General features: G+C 60.0%; 19 protein-coding genes. 15 read left to right on the plus strand and 4 right to left on the minus strand.

Annotated elements, in window-relative coordinates; genetic code table 11:
- Nucleotides 1-70: 70 nt before the first annotated feature.
- Both ahpC and C2U30_RS01120 read right to left on the minus strand, forming a co-directional pair.
- Nucleotides 71-637, minus strand: a complete 567-nt coding sequence (gene ahpC, locus C2U30_RS01115) for an alkyl hydroperoxide reductase subunit C (protein ID WP_010675074.1) — start codon at nt 635-637, stop codon at nt 71-73.
- 629 nt (nt 638-1,266) lie between these two features.
- On the minus strand, nt 1,267-1,713 hold the full coding sequence (locus C2U30_RS01120; protein ID WP_010675073.1) for a CBS domain-containing protein: 447 nt from the start codon (nt 1,711-1,713) through the stop codon (nt 1,267-1,269).
- 211 nt (nt 1,714-1,924) lie between these two features.
- Here C2U30_RS01120 and queA point away from each other — a divergent pair, with 211 nt between their 5' ends.
- The 7 genes from queA (at nt 1,925) to nlpI (ending at nt 8,954) form a co-directional block, all read left to right on the plus strand.
- Nucleotides 1,925-2,992 carry a tRNA preQ1(34) S-adenosylmethionine ribosyltransferase-isomerase QueA gene (gene queA, locus C2U30_RS01125; protein ID WP_010675072.1) on the plus strand — a complete coding sequence of 356 codons (1,068 nt, stop codon included), beginning with the start codon at nt 1,925-1,927 and terminating at the stop codon, nt 2,990-2,992.
- 118 nt (nt 2,993-3,110) lie between these two features.
- On the plus strand, nt 3,111-4,247 hold the full coding sequence (gene tgt, locus C2U30_RS01130; protein ID WP_010675071.1) for a tRNA guanosine(34) transglycosylase Tgt: 1,137 nt from the start codon (nt 3,111-3,113) through the stop codon (nt 4,245-4,247).
- Nucleotides 4,248-4,297: 50 nt separating this feature from the next.
- Entirely contained in the window at nt 4,298-4,633 is a 336-nt protein-coding gene (gene yajC, locus C2U30_RS01135; protein ID WP_010675070.1) for a preprotein translocase subunit YajC, read from the plus strand.
- Between the two features lie 18 nt (nt 4,634-4,651).
- Entirely contained in the window at nt 4,652-6,505 is a 1,854-nt protein-coding gene (gene secD / locus C2U30_RS01140; protein ID WP_103242988.1) for a protein translocase subunit SecD, read from the plus strand.
- 9 nt (nt 6,506-6,514) lie between these two features.
- Nucleotides 6,515-7,462 (plus strand): protein translocase subunit SecF, encoded by a 948-nt coding sequence (secF, locus tag C2U30_RS01145; protein WP_103242989.1) that lies wholly within the window; start codon nt 6,515-6,517, stop codon nt 7,460-7,462.
- A gap of 100 nt (nt 7,463-7,562) precedes the next feature.
- Complete coding sequence (locus C2U30_RS01150) at nt 7,563-7,931, plus strand: rhodanese-like domain-containing protein (RefSeq protein ID WP_039038735.1); 369 nt, start codon at nt 7,563-7,565, stop codon at nt 7,929-7,931.
- A 90-nt stretch (nt 7,932-8,021) separates the two neighbouring features.
- Nucleotides 8,022-8,954, plus strand: a complete 933-nt coding sequence (nlpI, locus tag C2U30_RS01155) for a lipoprotein NlpI (RefSeq protein WP_280520777.1) — start codon at nt 8,022-8,024, stop codon at nt 8,952-8,954.
- Nucleotides 8,955-9,029: 75 nt separating this feature from the next.
- Here the strand turns inward: nlpI and C2U30_RS01160 are convergent, their stop codons facing one another.
- Nucleotides 9,030-9,902 carry a U32 family peptidase gene (locus C2U30_RS01160; protein WP_103242990.1) on the minus strand — a complete coding sequence of 291 codons (873 nt, stop codon included), beginning with the start codon at nt 9,900-9,902 and terminating at the stop codon, nt 9,030-9,032.
- Nucleotides 9,903-9,914: 12 nt separating this feature from the next.
- On the minus strand, nt 9,915-10,910 hold the full coding sequence (gene ubiU, locus C2U30_RS01165) for a ubiquinone anaerobic biosynthesis protein UbiU (RefSeq protein ID WP_010675064.1): 996 nt from the start codon (nt 10,908-10,910) through the stop codon (nt 9,915-9,917).
- 189 nt (nt 10,911-11,099) lie between these two features.
- On the opposite strand from ubiU, the gene ubiT reads away from it, so the two are divergent.
- The 8 genes from ubiT to hscA all read left to right on the plus strand — a co-directional run bounded on the left by ubiT (nt 11,100) and on the right by hscA (nt 17,764).
- Nucleotides 11,100-11,612, plus strand: coding sequence for a ubiquinone anaerobic biosynthesis accessory factor UbiT (gene ubiT, locus C2U30_RS01170; protein ID WP_103244618.1), 513 nt, complete (start codon nt 11,100-11,102; stop codon nt 11,610-11,612).
- 190 nt (nt 11,613-11,802) lie between these two features.
- Complete coding sequence (gene trmJ, locus C2U30_RS01175; RefSeq protein ID WP_103242991.1) at nt 11,803-12,537, plus strand: tRNA (cytosine(32)/uridine(32)-2'-O)-methyltransferase TrmJ; 735 nt, start codon at nt 11,803-11,805, stop codon at nt 12,535-12,537.
- A gap of 94 nt (nt 12,538-12,631) precedes the next feature.
- Nucleotides 12,632-13,135 (plus strand): Fe-S cluster assembly transcriptional regulator IscR, encoded by a 504-nt coding sequence (iscR, locus tag C2U30_RS01180; RefSeq protein WP_025327241.1) that lies wholly within the window; start codon nt 12,632-12,634, stop codon nt 13,133-13,135.
- Between the two features lie 52 nt (nt 13,136-13,187).
- Nucleotides 13,188-14,402: an IscS subfamily cysteine desulfurase gene (locus tag C2U30_RS01185; protein WP_045524428.1), complete on the plus strand. Its 1,215-nt coding sequence runs from the start codon at nt 13,188-13,190 to the stop codon at nt 14,400-14,402.
- A gap of 54 nt (nt 14,403-14,456) precedes the next feature.
- Entirely contained in the window at nt 14,457-14,840 is a 384-nt protein-coding gene (gene iscU, locus C2U30_RS01190; protein WP_010675059.1) for a Fe-S cluster assembly scaffold IscU, read from the plus strand.
- A 15-nt stretch (nt 14,841-14,855) separates the two neighbouring features.
- On the plus strand, nt 14,856-15,179 hold the full coding sequence (gene iscA, locus C2U30_RS01195) for an iron-sulfur cluster assembly protein IscA (RefSeq protein WP_010675058.1): 324 nt from the start codon (nt 14,856-14,858) through the stop codon (nt 15,177-15,179).
- Nucleotides 15,180-15,369: 190 nt separating this feature from the next.
- A complete protein-coding gene (gene hscB / locus C2U30_RS01200; RefSeq protein ID WP_010675057.1) occupies nt 15,370-15,888 on the plus strand; it encodes a co-chaperone HscB in 519 nt (172 codons plus the stop codon).
- Between the two features lie 28 nt (nt 15,889-15,916).
- Nucleotides 15,917-17,764: a Fe-S protein assembly chaperone HscA gene (gene hscA / locus C2U30_RS01205; protein ID WP_069785159.1), complete on the plus strand. Its 1,848-nt coding sequence runs from the start codon at nt 15,917-15,919 to the stop codon at nt 17,762-17,764.
- Nucleotide 17,765: the final 1 nt, after the last annotated feature.

The raw sequence follows: 17,765 nt of genomic DNA on the forward strand, positions 1-17,765 counted from the left end.
ACCGGCGCATTTTCTGAGGGCCGTAAACAAGACCGGCCCTTGAACGGGCCGGTCTTCAGAGCGGGGAGGCTTAGATTTTGCCTACCAGATCCAGGGACGGGGCCAGGGTGGCGTCGCCTTCTTTCCACTTGGCCGGGCACACTTCACCCGGGTGGGAAGCAACGTACTGGGCAGCCTTGACCTTGCGCAGCAGTTCCAGTGCGTCACGGCCGATGCCGCCAGCGTTGATTTCAACGATCTGGATGACGCCTTGCGGGTCGATGACGAAGGTACCGCGGTCAGCCAGGCCAGCTTCTTCGATCATCACGCCGAAGTTGCGGGTGATGGTGCCGGTGGGGTCGCCGATCATCGGGTACTGGATCTTCTGGATGGTGTCAGAAGTGTCGTGCCAGGCCTTGTGGGTGAAGTGGGTGTCGGTGGAGACGGCGTAGATCTCGACGCCCAGCTTCTGGAATTCGGCGTAGTTGTCGGCCAGGTCGCCCAGCTCGGTCGGGCAGACGAAGGTGAAATCAGCCGGGTAGAAGAACACCACGGACCACTTGCCTTTCAGGTCAGCGTCAGACACCTGAACGAATTTGCCATTGTGATAGGCGGTGGCGTTGAACGGCTTGATTTCAGTGTTGATGTAGGTAGACATGTATTTGCTCCTTGGTGATGTACATATGCCTGTCTGGTGTTGAAGAATCGTGCCAGACGAGGCGCTTAACTTTCGATGGAGTCATCATAGTGACTTTTTCTAATCGGTCAAAGCCACAATTTTGAATCACATAAATCTATTTATTAGATAGACCATCACAACTGTACCTAACATGAATATCTCAGGCCTTCGGAGATAACTCATTGTCGAAGTTCAATTTCTGTCCTGCATGTCACATTTTCAAGGGCTGGGCCGGATTTGTTTTCATTGCGTGAGCAGAGAAGGGGGCAGACGAGGCGGCGCAGTAGAAAAAAGAGGGATAAAAAAATCCCGGCGCCGTCGCACAGACAGGGCCGGGTCATCAAACAAGGAATGGCGATAAATATGCTTTACAGCAAAGACTAACTACGGGGTGTGCAAACTTGCAAACATATGAAGAGAAGATGGCGGGTGCACAATCCTCATCTCCTCTTCGGCAACCATTGCATGGTGGGCATCATAGTGTGATGAATGTCACAACACAAGTTTTGTGGTGTAATTTTACAGTCAAATTGAAAGTGTTTCACTTAAATAGCCGTTAAATTAGGCTGAAAACGCTTTTATTGTAATTTTATTACAGAATTTTAAGATCAAAAGTCGGTTGGGGGCTCCTGCTCCTCCATCAGCTCCAGCAGATTGATGGCCACGGCGATGAAGTCCGACTCGGTGACGATGCCAACCAGCTTGCGCCCCTTGAGTACCGGCAGACAGCCATATTTGTGGCGCTGCAGATACAGGGCCGCCTCCTTGATGCCGGCGTGGGGATCCACGCTCGCCACCTGACGAGTCATGATCTCGTCGAGCTGGACGCTGTCGGTGAACTCCGCCTCCCGCTCGGGGTTGATCAGCAGCAGCTTGGATTCACGGGTGGCCAGGATGTCCGAGAGGGTGACCAGACCAAGCAGATGCTGGTGTTCATCGACGATGGGAACGTGACGGATCCGCTCCTGCTGCATCAGCTCCATCGCCTGCTTGACGCTGTTTTCCGGACCCAGAGTAAAGGGGTGTTCAGTCATGATCTCGGAGAGGGTCATCATGGTGGGCCTCCTTGTGTGTCTGCTTCCACCCTAGCCCAGCCCCCGTCGTCAGAACATGATCGGGGTCAATACAAAACCTTAAAGGTTTTTTAACGGGCCCAGCCTCACAAAATGGCCCGCTATCCCTTGTCTTCCTTGGGTTTTTAGTCTTTTGGGTTGCCTTGGAAGAGGGGGATAACTAGACTAGCCGCCGATTCCCCCGAGGTGAAAGATGCAAGTATCCGATTTTCATTTTGATCTGCCAGACGAGCTGATTGCCCGCTATCCCATGGCGGAGCGTACCGCCAGCCGCCTGCTGCAGCTCGATGGTCAAACCGGCGCCCTGCGCCACGGTCATTTTGTCGATGTGCTTGACCAGCTCAACCCCGGCGATCTGCTGGTGTTCAACAATACCCGTGTCATTCCGGCCCGCATGTTTGGCCAGAAGGCCAGCGGCGGCAAGCTGGAGGTGTTGGTGGAGCGCATTCTGGACGAGCACAGCGTGCTGGCGCACGTCCGCTCGTCCAAGTCCCCCAAGCCAGGTACCCGCCTCCTTCTGGATGGCGGTGCCGACGGCGTGCCCGTCGAGGCCGAGATGCGTGCCCGCCACGACGCTCTGTTCGAGATCCACTTCCTGGACCCGCGCCCTGTGCTGACCATTCTGGATGCCATCGGCCACATGCCGCTGCCTCCCTATATCGACCGTCCCGACGAGGATGCCGACAAGGAGCGCTACCAGACCGTCTACAACCAGAAGCCGGGTGCCGTGGCGGCGCCGACCGCCGGTCTGCACTTCGACGAGCCGCTGCTCGAGCAGATCCGTGCCAAGGGCGTGGAGATGGCCTTCGTGACCCTGCACGTGGGGGCGGGCACCTTCCAGCCGGTGCGCGTCGACAAGATTGAAGATCACCACATGCACTCGGAATACGCCGAAGTGCCCCAGGAGGTGGTGGATGCCATCGCGGCGACCCGCGCCCGCGGCGGTCGGGTGGTTGCGGTGGGCACCACGTCGGTACGATCCCTCGAGAGCGCAGCCAAGGCGACCCTGGCCCAGGGCAAGCCGCTGGCGCCCTTCTTCAATGACACCGACATCTTCATCTTCCCCGGTTACGAGTTCCAGGTGGTCGATGCCATGATCACCAACTTCCACCTGCCCGAATCCACCCTGATCATGCTGGTCAGCGCCTTTGCCGGCTATGACAACGTGATGGCCGCCTATCAGGCCGCCGTGGCGGGACAGTATCGTTTCTTCAGCTACGGGGACGCCATGTTCGTCACCCGTCGCCGGGTGCAGGGTTAAGCCTTGCCCTTCAGAAGTCGTTCAGGCTCTGCTTGTCAGTATGCCGGCCGGCTTCATATTACCGGGCCCCTCGGGCCCTTTGTTGTCAGACTGTTTCTCTGACTGAATAGAGGTAGCAATGAAATTTGAATTGAAAACCACCGATGGGCGTGCCCGTCGCGGTCAACTGGTGTTCGAGCGTGGTGTGGTCCAGACCCCGGCCTTCATGCCGGTCGGCACCTACGGCACCGTCAAGGGGATGACACCGGAAGAGGTGCGTGAGACCGGTGCCCAGATCCTGCTTGGCAACACCTTCCACCTCTGGCTGCGCCCGGGTCAGGAAGTGATGCGCGCCCACGGCGATCTGCACGACTTCATGAACTGGCAGGGGCCCATCCTGACCGACTCCGGTGGTTTCCAGGTGTTCAGTCTGGGGCACATCCGCAAGATCACCGAGGAGGGGGTGCACTTCCGTCATCCCATCAACGGCGAGAAGATCTTCCTCGACCCCGAGAAGTCCATGGAGATCCAGTACGATCTGGGTTCCGACATCGTGATGATCTTCGACGAGTGCACCCCGTACCCGGCCACTTACGAGGAAGCGCGCAAGTCCATGGAGATGTCCCTGCGCTGGGCCAAGCGTTCCCGTGACAAGTTCGATGCACTCGGCAACAAGAACGCCCTGTTCGGCATCATCCAGGGTTCTGTCTACGAACCGCTGCGGGATGTGTCGCTGGACGGTCTCCTTGAGATCGGCTTCGACGGTTACGCGGTCGGCGGTCTTGCCGTGGGTGAGCCCAAAGAGGACATGCATCGCATCCTTGACCATGTCTGCCCGAAAATTCCGGCCGACAAGCCGCGCTACCTGATGGGGGTGGGCAAGCCGGAGGATCTGGTGGAAGGGGTGCGCCGCGGTATCGACATGTTCGACTGCGTGATGCCGACCCGCAACGCCCGCAACGGTCATCTCTTTACCACCGATGGCGTGGTCAAGATCCGCAACGCCAAGTACCGGGAAGACACCAGCACCCTGGATGCGGACTGCGATTGCTACACCTGCAAGAACTACACCCGCAGCTATCTGTACCATCTGGACAAGTGCAACGAGATCCTCGGTGCCCGTCTGAATACCATCCACAACCTGCGTTATTACCAGCGCGTGATGCAGGGTTTGCGGGACGCGATCGAGCAGGGTAAATTAGACGACTTTGTAACTGAGTTTTACCGTCGGCAAGGGAAGCCTGTGCCTCCACTGGCTGAAAATGACGTGAAATAACAACGACATATAAGTTAGTATTCAAATCTACATCAATAAGAGGTTGTTAAATGAGCATTATCTCCAAGGCGTATGCAGAAGGCGCGGCTCCGGCAGCACAGGGTGGTGGCATGGAAATGATCATCATGCTGGCCGTGTTCGGTCTCATCTTCTACTTCATGATCTACCGTCCCCAGGCCAAGCGTGCCAAGGAGCATCGCAATCTGATGAGCTCCCTCTCCAAGGGCGACGAAGTGCTCACTTCCGGTGGCCTGGTCGGCAAGATCGCCAAGGTTTCCGCCGACAGCGACTACATTGTGCTGGCCCTGAACGATCAGACCCAGGTCACCATCAAGCGTGACTTCGTCTCTGCCGTTCTGCCCAAGGGTTCTATCCAGTCCCTCTAATCTCCCGAGGAGCACAGCGTGTTAAATCGCTATCCGCTGTGGAAATACCTGATGGTGATCGTCGTGATCGCCATCGGTTTTCTATATGCAGCCCCCAATCTTTACGGCGAAGACCCGGCCTTGCAGGTCTCTGCCAGCCGTGGTGCCGAAGTCAAACTAGAAACCCTCGATCAGGTGAAGGAAACCCTCGACGAGGCGAAGATCCCGGTCAAGCATGCGGCGTTCGAGCACGGCTTCATCCTGATCCGTTTCAACAACACCGAAGACCAGCTCAAGGCGCGCGACATCGTGGCCAACAAGCTGGGCGACAATTTCATCACCGCCCTCAACCTGGCACCGTCGACCCCCGCCTGGCTTGAGGCCATCGGCGCGGCGCCCCTGAAGCTCGGTCTTGACCTGCGGGGCGGTGTGCACTTCCTGATGGAAGTGGACATGGCCGAAGCGCTGGCCAAGCAGCAGGAACAGATGGTGCAGGATTTCCGCGCCGAGCTGCGCACCCAGAAGATCCGCTACTCCGGTGTACGCCGGGTCGGGGATCAGGTGCAGGTGGTCTTCCGTGACGAGGCCGATCAGGCCAAGGCACTCTCCTTCCTGCGTCGCCAGAATGCGGATCTTGTCTTCACCACCGACCAGAAAGGGGATGACTTCATCCTGCTGGCCACTCTGAGCGAAGCCAAGGTCAAAGAGGTGAAGAAGTATGCCCTCGAGCAGAACATCACCATCATCCGCAACCGGGTGAACGAACTGGGTGTGGCCGAGCCGCTGGTCCAGCAGCAGGGCGGTGAGCGTATCATCGTCGAGTTGCCGGGGATCCAGGACACCGCCCGTGCCAAGGAGATCCTGGGTGCCACCGCGACCCTGGAGTTCCACATGGTCGATGAGGCTGCCGATATCCAGGCCGCTGCCGCAGGCCGCGTGCCGCCGAGCTCCAAGGTCTACAACGATCGCAACGGTCGTCCCGTGGTACTGCAAAAGCGCGTGATCCTGACCGGTGACCACATCGTGGGTGCCCAGTCCGGTTTCGATGAATACAGCCGTCCCCAGGTCAACATCAAGCTCGATGGTCAGGGTGGCAACAAGATGGCCAACTTTACCAAGGACAACGTTGGCAAGGGCATGGCGACCGTCTTCATCGAGTACAAGCCGGTGGGTCAGCCTGGTCCGGACGGCAAGCGCAAGTTCCGCAAGCAGGAGGAGGTGATCAACGTCGCCACCATCCAGTCTCGCCTGGGTAGCCAGTTCCGCATCACCGGGATCGACAACGCCAACGAAGCCCACAACCTGGCGCTGCTGCTGCGTGCCGGTGCCCTGATTGCCCCCATTCAGATCGTCGAAGAGCGCACCATAGGCCCGAGCCTGGGTCAGCAGAACATCGACAGCGGGATGGAAGCCATCGGCTGGGCCATGCTGGTGATCGTGCTCTTCATGGGGATCTACTACCGTGCCTTCGGCTGGGTGGCCAATCTGGCGCTGACCATGAACCTGGTGCTCATCGTCGGTATCATGTCGATGATCCCGGGGGCCACCATGACCCTGCCGGGCATCGCCGGTATCGTGTTGACGCTGGGGATGGCGGTGGATGCGAACGTACTGATCTACGAGCGTATTCGTGAAGAGATCCGCAATGGTCGCGGGGTGCAGCAAGCCATTCACCTGGGCTTTGACCGCGCCTTCTCCACCATCGCCGACTCCAACATCACCTCGCTCATCACCTGCGTGATCCTGTTCGGTATCGGTACCGGTGCCATCAAGGGCTTCGCCCTGACCCTCGGGATCGGCCTGACGGCGTCCATGTTCACTGCCATCACGGTATCCCGCGCCATCATCAACCTGGCCTGGGGTGGACGGCGCATCGACAAGCTGCCGATCTAAGGAAGAGACATGTTTCAAATTCTACATTTTGAAAAGCCCATCCCCTTCATGCGTTTCGCCAAGCTGGGTATGGTCCTCTCTGCTCTGGTAACGGTGCTCGCCCTCTACGTTCTGTACGATCGTGGCCTGAACTGGGGGCTGGACTTCACCGGCGGTACCACCATCGAGGTGGGGTTCCAGCAGTCGGTGAGCCTGGACAAGATGCACGAGGCGCTGGATCAGCAGAAGATTGACGGGGCGACCCTGCAGTTCTTCGGCTCCAGCCGTGATGTGCTGGTGCGCATGGCCCCGCAAGAGGGCGTCAAGGTCGAGCAGCAGGGCAACGAGGTCCTGGCGGCCGCCAAGTTGGTCGACGAGAGCGCCGTGCTCAAGCGTGTCGAGTTCGTCGGTCCCTCCGTGGGTGACGAGCTGGCCACCGACGGTGCCCTGGCCATGCTGGCCTCCATCATCTGTATCCTGATCTACGTGGCGGTGCGCTTCGAGTGGCGTCTGGCCACGGGGGGCATCCTCTCCCTGGCTCACGACGTGATCATCACCCTCGGCATCTTTGCCTACTTCCAGTTCGAGTTCGACCTGACCGTGCTGGCGGCGCTGATGACGCTGGTGGGGTACTCCCTGAACGACACCATCGTCGTGTTCGACCGGGTGCGGGAGAATTTCCGCAAGGTACGCCGTGGGGACACCGCGGAGATCATGGATCTCTCCATGACCGAGACCCTGAGCCGGACCATCATCACCTCGGGGTTGACCTTCGTGGTGGTGGTGGCGCTGCTGCTCAAAGGCGGGCCTCTGATCCACGGTTTCTCCATCGCCATGGTGATCGGGGTGGCCTTCGGGACCTACTCCTCCATCTATGTGGCGAGCGCCTCAGCCATGTTCCTCGGGATCAAGCGGGAGCACATGCTGCCGACCCAGGTGGAAAAAGAGGGCGCGGATCAGCAAGAGATCCTGCCGTAACAGAAAAGGGCGCCGCAAGGCGCCCTTTCTCTTGTGGCCGGGGTGAGTCATGATGCTCCCCACAACCCAGCATCCATTACCCAAAGCAAGGAGCAAGCCCATGCAACACAATCCCCGTTTTCTGGCCCTGGTAGAGGCCATCCGCCCGCAGGTGCAGGAAACCGATGTGCACCAGATCAAGCGCTGGCAGGATGAGGGCCGAGCATTTCATCTGATCGACGTGCGCGAAGAGAGCGAGTGGGCCAGGGGCCATCTGCCGGGGGCCACCTATCTCGGGCGTGGGGTGATCGAGCGTGACATCGAGACCCGGTATCCGGATCCCGACACCGAACTCTACCTCTATTGTGGTGGGGGATTTCGCTCCATCCTGGTGGCGGATAACCTGCAGAAGATGGGTTATTCCCGGGTCGTCAGCGTCGATGGAGGCTTTCGCGGCTGGAGCGATGCCGGATACCCTGTCGAATCCTGATTTATTTGAGGGAGAGGGGCTGCGCCACATGACAAACGGCCCCGTGATCTTTACCATATGCGGGGTCAAGCGTAAGCGTCGGAGTGTTCATTGAACGTCAGGATAGGGATTGGATACCTCACGGGTATCCTGTTGTTGCTCCCCTTGTGGGGTTGCAGCAGTAGCAGTCAGGTAAAAGCGCCTCAAGTTCCCAAGCCGCAACCCGCTTCACTGGTATTGGCGACCCCCTTGCAGGTCTCCTACCAGAGCGAGTTGGCGTTGGCGCGACTCGGGCAGATGCTCAGTGAAATGGAATTGACGACCGAACAGCGGGCAGAACTCTTCTATGAGCGTGCCGTGGTGTTTGACCGGGTGGGCTTGCGTTCCCTGGCGCGACTCGACTTCAACCGCGCCCTGCGGGAGAAGCCGGATTTTGCCGAGGCCTACAACTTCATCGGTGTCTATCTGGTTCAACAGCAGAACTACGACGAGGCCTATGAGGCGTTCGACTCCGCCCTGGAGCTCGCCCCGGATTACGACTACGCCTATCTCAACCGGGGAATCGCGCTCTATTACGGCAATCGCCCCGAGCTTGCCGCGGCGGATATGAAGCGCTTCTACGAGGCGCAACCGGAAGACCCTTATCGGGTGATCTGGCTCTATCTGGCCGAGCAGAAGCTCAACGGACCGGCGGCCATGAGCCGGATGCGCGAGCGGCTCAACAAGTATGACGACGACGCCTGGAACTGGGATCTGGTGCGCCTCTATACGGGCGACATCAATGCCACCCAGTTGATGAGCAACGTGGTGAAAGGGGTCAAGGACAACAGGGAGCTCGCCGAGCGCCTGTGCGAGACCTACTTCTACCTCGGCAAGTTCGAGCTGGCCAAGGGTAACCGCAAGGAAGCCATCAGCTACTTCAAGCTGGCGCTGGCCAACAACGTCTATGACTTCATCGAGCATCGCTATGCCTTGCTGGAGCTGGAACTGATGGCGCGCAAGCCCCAGCCACCCGGAGCCCAGGGCAAGAGCGGCAAAGCGTGACTAAACGGGTTTGATCCCCATGAAAAAGGCCTCTTGACGAGGCCTTTTTGCTGTCTGGTGACACGGGGTGTGCCGCTACTCCACCAGGCTCATGCCGGGGATCTGGCGCCAGTAACCGTTGCAGTCCCGCTCCTGCAGCAGGGGCAGGGGGGCCATCCCCTGTTCGTTGGCCTTGAAGCGCTCCAGCATCGTCAGGGTCTCCATGCCTTCGGGAGAGAGGCGCACCACATCCACCAGGCCCTCCATCCCCTTGAGCTCGTTACCCAGGTTGTAGCAGTAACCGGACTGGGTCTGGATGCCGTTGAGGTTGAACACCTTCTGCCCCTCGCGACTGCTGGCAAGTCGCCCGGTGGGGTAGTCGATGCAGGCCAGTTCGCAGTTGTCCTTGGGCCGGTCGAGGGAGCGGGCGGTGAAGCAGCGTGCCGAGTAGGCGAGCGGCAGATGACCATAGGCGAACACCTCAACCTCGAACTGCTGGCGCTCCCTGCCCAGATCCTGATTGAGCTGCATCAGCCAGTCGCGGGAGAGCTCCACCGGCATCACCCAGCGCTGCATCCCCTGTTTAAGCAGCATGCGCAGCACGTCGGCGTTGTAGGCGTTGATGGCGGGGCCGCAGACGAACGGCAGCCCGGCTTCACTGGCGAGCTGGACGGCCCCCAGATCGTTGGCCTCGATCATCAGCTCGCCGTTGTCGATCAGTCGCTTGACCTCCTTGAGCTCGGAGGGGGCAGAGATCAGCGCCAGCGTGGAGAGCACCGCCTGCCTGCCCGAGGCGGTCACCTGACGGGCGAGGGCAATCCAGTCATCCACTTTCAGTTCGCGCCGCTTGCTGCAGACGGTTTCCCCCAGATAGACGATGTCGGCCTGGCTGGCGGCCACCGCCTGATAGAAGGCCTGGGTGTCGGCCTTGGGCCAGTAGAAGAGCAGGGGGCCGAGAGAGAATTTCATGAACAGGGCTCCTTATTGCCACTGGCGATGATAGGCACCGAGGGTGGTCTGGCTCCCCTCGGAGACGCGGGCGAGCTGGGCATCCCACTCAGCCTTGACCTGATAGGCCTCGGGGTTGGCCTGATAGGCGTCGATGGCGGCGCGCCAGACCCGGGTCACCTGCTCCACATAGGCGGGGCTGCGCTGGCGTCCTTCAATCTTGACTGACTGGATGCCGGTCTGGAACAGCTCGGGCAGGAGGCCGAGGGTGTTGAGGCTGGTGGGCTCCTCCAGCGCGTGATAGGTCTGGCCATCCACCTCGAAGCGCCCCTTGCACAGGGTCGGGTAGCCGGCGTTTTCCCCCGGGCCGTAACGATCGATCAGCACCTCGTTGAGTCGGGATTCGAGGCCGCTCGGGGTCTCTTCCCAGCGCACGAACTTGGCCGGTGAGCAGGCGCCGACGGTGTTGGGGCTCTCGCCGGTCATGTAGGAGGAGAGGTAGCAGCGCCCCTCCGCCATGATGCAGAGGCTGCCGAAGGCGAACACCTCGAGGCCGACGTCGGTCTCGCGGGCAAGCTGCCTGACCTGATGCATGGAGAGCACCCTCGGCAGCACCACCCGGCCGACGTTGAAGTGCTGCTGGTAGAAGCGGATGGCGGCGGCGTTGGTGGCGCTGGCCTGGACCGAGACATGCAGCTCCATGTCGGGATGGCGGCGGCTGGCATAATCGAGCACGGCGAGATCGGCGATGATCAGGGCATCGGCACCGAGCGCCACCCCTTTGTCCACGGCCTGCTTCCAGCGGGCGTCGGAGCCCGGGTGGGCGAAGGTATTGATGGCGATGTGCAGCTTGCGGCCATGCTGGTGGACATAGTCAACCGCTCTTTCCAGCTTGCTGTCGGTGAAGTTGAGCCCGGCGAAGTGGCGGGCATTGGTGTCATCCTTGAAGCCGATGTAGACCGCATCGGCCCCGTTATCCACGGCTGTCTTCAGTGCCGGCAGGCTGCCTGCCGGGCAGAGTAATTCCATCGGGTACGCTCCGAGAGGGCAAAAATGCAAAAGTGGCCCGATTGTATTCATGCTTGCCCTCCCGCTTTTTGACCTGAGGCAGCTTTAGGTGGCTTTACCCTTCTTGAGGTAAGTGGGCACAAGTTTGATTTTCAACAGGATCTTGCCGAAGGGGCTGTGCTTGAATGCGCAAAAAACTGGGAGTTTATCGTGTTTCAACATCTGCAACGTCGCCTGGTCGAACAGGCACCCCGTCTCTTGCGCCACCCCCTCAAGCTGGTGCCCTTCCCTTTGCAACAAAACCTGATGGAGGCCCTGCTGGGCAGGGTATTCCGGGAGGCCATCGAAGAGGGGGAATTTGCGTTTCTTGCGGGCAAGTGGCTGAAAGTGGAAGTCAGCGATCTGGGGCTATGCTGGTTTATCAGCGAGCAGGAGGGAAAATTGGTGGTGGCAAGGAAGTGTGAGCATGCCGATGTCTGTTTCAGCGGCAATAGCCAGGATCTTGTTCTGATCGCCGGGCGCCGTGAAGACCCGGATTCCCTCTTCTTCCAGCGTCGGCTGAAGATAGAGGGGGATACCGAGCTGGGCCTGGAGGTGAAAAATTTGATGGACAGCCTGGATCTGGACGGGCTGGGATTGATGAAATTCCCCCTGATGGATCTGGCGACCTTTATCGAGCGGGCCCGCGAGACGCACGTGCCCACTGCCGCGACAATGGGCTGAGCCGTTTTCTTGCCCGAGTGCTGCGGAACAGGTGAACCTGAGCCGCAGTACCCCACTGTCAGCGTGACCACGCAGGGTGGGGATGTATCATCTGTCTGTTTGTGCAGAAATGCCTGGTCGGAAGCGGTGCCAAAATAGCGATTGGTTATGTTACAATTGCGCGCCATTTTTGACTGAAGATTGACTGGGCATGTTGGATCAGATTCGTATCGTGTTGGTAAACACCTCTCACACCGGCAACATGGGATCCGCGGCGCGGGCCATGAAGACCATGGGGCTGACTCAACTGGTGTTGGTCGATCCCCAGGCCCAGCCGGATGAGGAGGCCGTCGCCTTGGCGGCGGGGGCGAACGATATCCTGTCTCGCGCCCGAATCGTGCCGACCCTGGATGAAGCCATTGCCGACTGTGGTCTGGTCATCGGCACCAGTGCCCGTTCCCGCACCTTGAGTTGGCCCATGCTGGATCCCCGTGAAGCGGGCGAGAAGCTGGTTGCCGAGGGCATGGAGCACCCGGTCGCGTTGGTGTTTGGCCGTGAACGTACCGGCCTCACCAATGACGAACTGCAAAAATGCCACTTCCATGTGGCCATTCCCGCCAATCCAGAATACAGCTCCCTCAATCTGGCCATGGCAGTGCAGACCCTTTGTTACGAGGTGCGGATGCGCTGGCTGGAAGTACAGAACCAGGAGCATTCGGCCCCGGAGGATGAGCGGGTCGAGTACCCCAGCGCCCAGCAACTGGAAGGGTTTTATCAGCATCTGGAGCAGACGCTGCAAAAGACGGGGTTCATTGCCGATGACCATCCAGGCCATGTGATGAGCAAACTGCGTCGTCTGTTCAATCGGGCCAGACCCGAAGCGGTGGAGTTGAACATCCTGCGGGGCATTCTCACCTCTGTCCAGAAGTCCAGGGCACAGGATTAATCCCGACTGATTTACTCAAGCATATACTTGACTGATTTAGTCGGGTATGTGACCATATGCCACATATTGATTGGTTCGCAAGACGGTAAGGCATATGAGACTGACCTCAAAAGGACGTTACGCGGTGACAGCCATGCTCGACGTGGCGTTGCATGCAGAGCAGGGGCCCGTGCCCCTGGCTGATATTTCAGAGCGCCAGGGCATCTCCTTGTCCTATCTGGAACAACTGTTTGCCCGTCTGCGCAAGCATGGTCTGGTGAGCAGCGTACGTGGCCCCGGTGGCGGCTATCGCCTCGGTCTGGCCCCTGGCGAGATTTCGGTCGGTCAGGTGATCACCGCGGTCGATGAATCGGTCGATGCGACCAAGTGCCTCGGCAAAGGGGGCTGCCACGGTGGTACCCAGTGCCTGACCCACTCCTTGTGGCGGGATCTGAGCGAACGCATCTCCAGTTTCCTGGGGGATATCACCCTGGCCGAGCTGGTTGGTCAGGCCGATGTGCGCCGTATCGCCGGCAAGCAAGATGAACAAATGAAGACCGTGTTGTCCCTGGTTGATCGGGCCGAACGCGGTGATGTGAGCTTGAAAGTCCAACTATAAACGTGCTTTCCACGACGAGTCGCTGTGTGACCCCGTCGTAACGGAGAAAAAGATGAAACTGCCTATTTACCTTGATTATTCGGCAACCTGTCCGGTGGACCCGCGTGTCGCAGAAAAAATGATGCAGTGCCTCACCATGGACGGCCTGTTCGGCAACCCAGCCTCCCGTTCCCACCGTTTCGGCTGGCAGGCCGAAGAGGCGGTGGATCTGGCCCGTAATCAAGTGGCAGAGCTGATCGGCGCGGATCCGCGCGAGATCGTCTTTACCTCCGGTGCGACCGAGTCAAACAACCTGGCCATCAAGGGCGTCGCCCATTTCTACGCCGGCAAGGGCAAGCACATCGTCACCTCCAAGACCGAGCACAAAGCCGTGCTGGATACCTGCCGCCAACTTGAGCGGGAAGGCTATGAGGTGACCTACCTCGAGCCCATGCCCAACGGCCTGTTCACCCTTGAGCAGATCGAAGGCGCCCTGCGTGATGACACCATCCTGGTCAGCATCATGCACGCCAACAACGAGATCGGAGTGGTGCAAGACATCGCTGCCATCGGCGAGCTGTGCCGTTCCCGCAAGATCCTGCTGCACGTGGACGCCGTCCAGAGCGTGGGCAAGATCCCGGTCGACGTGGAAGCACTCAAGGTTGATCTGCTCTCCATGTCCGCCCACAAGGTATACGGCCCGAAAGGGATTGGTGCCTTATATGTGCGCCGCAAGCCCCGTGTTCGTCTGGAAGCCCAGATGCACGGCGGTGGCCATGAGCGCGGCATGCGCTCCGGTACCCTGGCAACCCACCAGATCGTCGGCATGGGGGAAGCCTTCCGCATCGCCAAGGAAGAGATGGCGAGCGAGAGCCAGCACATCATGGCCCTGCGCCAGCGTCTGTGGGATGGCATCAAGAACATCGAAGAAGTCTATATCAACGGGGATCTGGATCAGCGTGTACCGGGTAACCTGAACGTCAGCTTCGCCTATGTGGAAGGGGAATCCCTCATCATGGCACTAAAGGATCTGGCGGTCTCTTCCGGTTCTGCCTGTACCTCGGCCAGCCTGGAACCTTCCTACGTGCTGCGCGCCCTGGGTCTGAACGACGAGCTGGCACACAGCTCCATCCGTTTCAGCATCGGTCGCTTCACCACCGAAGAAGAGATCGACTACGCAATCAAGCTCATCTGCGACTCCATCGGTCGTCTGCGCGAGATGTCCCCCCTGTGGGAGATGTTCAAGGATGGCGTCGATCTGAACACGGTCGAATGGGCACATCACTGATCCTTGCCAGCATGGCAAGGGTCTGGTGAACAACGGAATTAGCAGGAGTTAGATATGGCTTACAGTGAAAAAGTAATCGACCACTACGAGAATCCCCGCAACGTCGGTGGTTTTGACAAGAACGATCCCAGCGTCGCCACCGGCATGGTCGGTGCACCGGCCTGTGGTGACGTCATGAAGCTGCAACTGAAGATCAGCGACGATGGCATCATCGAAGATGCCAAGTTCAAGACCTACGGCTGTGGTTCCGCTATCGCCTCCAGCTCCCTGGTGACCGAGTGGGTCAAGGGCAAGACCCTGGACGAAGCGGCCGGTATCAAGAACACCGACATCGCCGAAGAGCTGGCGCTGCCGCCGGTGAAGATCCACTGCTCCATTCTGGCGGAGGATGCCATCAAGGCCGCCATCGCCGATTACAAGCAGAAGAAAGGTCTTTAAGGTCCGGAGAGCAGTATGGCCATAACCATGACAGATGCCGCAGCGGCGCGGGTTTCCTCCTTCATGATCAACCGGGGCAAGGGCATCGGCCTGCGCCTCGGCGTCAAGACGACCGGCTGTTCTGGCCTTGCCTATGTGCTCGAGTTCGTGGATGAGCTGGCTGCCGAGGATCAGGTATTTGAGCAGAAAGGCGTCAAGATCATCGTGGATGCCAAGAGCCTGATCCACCTGGATGGCACCGAGCTGGACTTCGTGAAGGAAGGCCTCAACGAGGGCTTCCAGTTCAACAACCCGAATGCCAAGGGCGAATGTGGTTGTGGCGAAAGCTTCAGCGTGTAAGTGGTTCGATTGACAGATCGCCCATGTTTGCAACGCCTCGTAGCCCCAAGGGTGAGCCCTGTTGCGGCGAGTCTCTTGTGATCAACACCTTGCTCATCAACACAGTGGTGTGGACGCCAGTCCATGCCACTGCTTTCAAGTTCAAGACGAGTGTGGTTGCACTCCCAGCGCTATTGTCTGAGGACGAAGGATGAATCATTTCGAGCTGTTCGGGCTGGCTGAGGGCTTCGAGCTCGATACTCGCCAACTGGCTGACACCTATCGTCAGCTGCAGACCCAGTTCCATCCCGATCGTTTTGCGACAGCCCCCGAGCGGGAGCAGCTTGCTGCCGTGCAGCGTGCTGCCCAGATCAACGATGCGTTTACCACCCTCAAGGCCCCCTTGCGCCGAGCCGAGTATCTGCTCTCCTTGCGGGGCACCGATATTCGCGGCGAGCAGCAGACACTGCAAGATCCTGCCTTTCTGATGCAACAGCTGGAGTGGCGAGAGCGGCTGGCTGATCTCAAGGGCGACGCCGACCCTGAGGGGGCCATCAAGGATTTTCGCCAGGAGATCAGGCATGATCACCAGGCGTTGATGCAACGGCTGACCGACTCTCTCACCAGGGGTGAGGATCTGCAGGCGGCGGATTGCGTTCGCAAGCTCAAATTTGTCGACAAGCTCCTCGAGGAGCTGGAACGATTCGAAGACTCGCTGTTCGAGTCTTGACCCTCTAACGCAGGAATTGTGATTACCCATGGCATTACTGCAAATTGCCGAGCCAGGCCAGAGCGCCGCGCCTCACCAGCATAAACGTGCCGTCGGCATCGATCTTGGCACCACCAACTCCCTGGTCGCCGCCGTGCGCAGCGGCCAGGCCGACACCCTCTGTGACGAGCAGGGGCGTGATCTGCTGCCTTCCGTGGTCCATTACCAGGCCGATACCATCCGGGTTGGCTTCGATGCCAAGCGTGAGGCGGCCCTCGATCCCCACAACACCATCGTCTCGGTCAAGCGGATGATGGGCAAGGCGCTGGCCGACATCGATACCCGCCAGCAGCCTTACGAGTTCGTAGCTACCGAGACGGGTATGCCTCAGTTGCGGACCCGCCAGGGGCTGGTCAACCCGGTGCAGGTCTCTGCCGAGATCCTGAAAAAACTGGCCGAGCGCGGTGCCGCGTCCCTCGGGGGAGACCTCGACGGCGTGGTCATCACGGTGCCCGCCTATTTTGACGATGCCCAGCGTCAGGGTACCAAGGACGCGGCCAGACTGGCCGGTCTGCACGTGCTGCGCCTGCTGAACGAGCCCACCGCGGCGGCCATCGCCTATGGCCTCGACTCCGGCCAGGAAGGGGTGATCGCCGTCTATGACCTGGGTGGCGGAACCTTCGATATCTCCATCCTGCGTCTGCATCGCGGGGTGTTTGAGGTGATGGCCACCGGTGGCGACTCGGCACTCGGTGGTGACGATTTCGACCATCTGCTGGCGGACTGGCTCAAAGAGCAAGCCGGGTTGTCCGGTCAGCTCGATGCCCGTACCCAGCGCGAGTTGCTGGATGCGGCGGCCAGCATCAAGCACGGCCTCACCGATGCCGATGCCGTTGCCTGCACCTTTGCCGGCTGGCAGGGTACCGTCACCCGCAGCCAGTTTGACGAGCTGATCCAGCCCCTGGTCAAGCGCACCCTGCAGGCCTGTCGGCGCGCCCTGCGCGATGCGGGTCTCGAGCAGGAAGAGGTGCTGGAAGTGGTGATGGTCGGCGGCTCGACCCGGGTGCCGCTGGTGCGCGAGCGGGTGGGCGAGTTCTTCGGCCGAACGCCCTTGACCAGCATCGACCCCGACAAGGTGGTGGCCATCGGTGCCGCCATCCAAGCCGACATCCTGGTGGGCAACAAGCCCGACGCCGAGATGCTGCTGCTGGACGTCATCCCGCTTTCCTTAGGGTTAGAGACCATGGGCGGTCTTGCCGAGAAGGTGATCCCGCGCAATACCACCATTCCGGTGGCCCGCGCCCAGGAGTTCACCACCTTCAAGGATGGCCAGACCGCAATGGCCATCCACGTGGTGCAGGGAGAGCGCGAGCTGGTGGCCGATTGCCGCTCCCTGGCCCGCTTCACCCTGACCGGCATTCCGCCCATGGCGGCGGGGGCGGCCCACATTCGCGTTACCTTCCAGGTGGATGCGGACGGTCTGCTGTCGGTCAGCGCCATGGAAAAATCCTCTGGCGTGCAGGCCGAGATCCAGGTCAAGCCCTCCTACGGGCTGGGGGAAGATGACATCCTCAACATGCTGAGCGCCTCCATCGCCAATGCCCAGCAGGACATGGACGCCCGCATGCTGGCGGAGCAACAGGTCGAGGCCGACCGGGTGGTCGAGAGTCTCAACGCGGCCCTGGCCGCCGATGGCGAGGCCTTATTGAGCCCCGCCGAGCGGGCCGAGCTGGATGCCGCCATCGCCCATCTGCTGACCATGCGCAGCACGGGCACCACCAACCAGATCAAAGAGGCCATCGAGGCAGCGGATGCTGCCAGTGGCGAATTTGCAGCCCGCCGGATGGATGCCTCCATCCGCAAGGTGCTGACCGGACAAAACGTCAACAAGGTGTGAT

The organism is Aeromonas sp. ASNIH5, from assembly GCF_002902865.1.
Classification (GTDB): Bacteria; Pseudomonadota; Gammaproteobacteria; order Enterobacterales; family Aeromonadaceae; genus Aeromonas; species Aeromonas caviae.

Excerpts from the sequence above, each read along its gene's own strand:
- tgt (WP_010675071.1), top strand. The coding sequence starts at position 3,111 with ATGAAATTTGAATTGAAAACCACCGATGGGCGTGCCCGTCGCGGTCAA.
- hscB (WP_010675057.1), top strand. The coding sequence starts at position 15,370 with ATGAATCATTTCGAGCTGTTCGGGCTGGCTGAGGGCTTCGAGCTCGAT.
- iscA (WP_010675058.1), top strand. The coding sequence starts at position 14,856 with ATGGCCATAACCATGACAGATGCCGCAGCGGCGCGGGTTTCCTCCTTC.
- trmJ (WP_103242991.1), top strand. The coding sequence starts at position 11,803 with ATGTTGGATCAGATTCGTATCGTGTTGGTAAACACCTCTCACACCGGC.
- C2U30_RS01185 (WP_045524428.1), top strand. The coding sequence starts at position 13,188 with ATGAAACTGCCTATTTACCTTGATTATTCGGCAACCTGTCCGGTGGAC.
- yajC (WP_010675070.1), top strand. The coding sequence starts at position 4,298 with ATGAGCATTATCTCCAAGGCGTATGCAGAAGGCGCGGCTCCGGCAGCA.
- iscU (WP_010675059.1), top strand. The coding sequence starts at position 14,457 with ATGGCTTACAGTGAAAAAGTAATCGACCACTACGAGAATCCCCGCAAC.
- C2U30_RS01120 (WP_010675073.1), bottom strand. The coding sequence starts at position 1,713 with ATGATGACCCTCTCCGAGATCATGACTGAACACCCCTTTACTCTGGGT.
- C2U30_RS01150 (WP_039038735.1), top strand. The coding sequence starts at position 7,563 with ATGCAACACAATCCCCGTTTTCTGGCCCTGGTAGAGGCCATCCGCCCG.
- C2U30_RS01160 (WP_103242990.1), bottom strand. The coding sequence starts at position 9,902 with ATGAAATTCTCTCTCGGCCCCCTGCTCTTCTACTGGCCCAAGGCCGAC.
- ubiU (WP_010675064.1), bottom strand. The coding sequence starts at position 10,910 with ATGGAATTACTCTGCCCGGCAGGCAGCCTGCCGGCACTGAAGACAGCC.
- iscR (WP_025327241.1), top strand. The coding sequence starts at position 12,632 with ATGAGACTGACCTCAAAAGGACGTTACGCGGTGACAGCCATGCTCGAC.
- secF (WP_103242989.1), top strand. The coding sequence starts at position 6,515 with ATGTTTCAAATTCTACATTTTGAAAAGCCCATCCCCTTCATGCGTTTC.
- queA (WP_010675072.1), top strand. The coding sequence starts at position 1,925 with ATGCAAGTATCCGATTTTCATTTTGATCTGCCAGACGAGCTGATTGCC.
- ahpC (WP_010675074.1), bottom strand. The coding sequence starts at position 637 with ATGTCTACCTACATCAACACTGAAATCAAGCCGTTCAACGCCACCGCC.
- hscA (WP_069785159.1), top strand. The coding sequence starts at position 15,917 with ATGGCATTACTGCAAATTGCCGAGCCAGGCCAGAGCGCCGCGCCTCAC.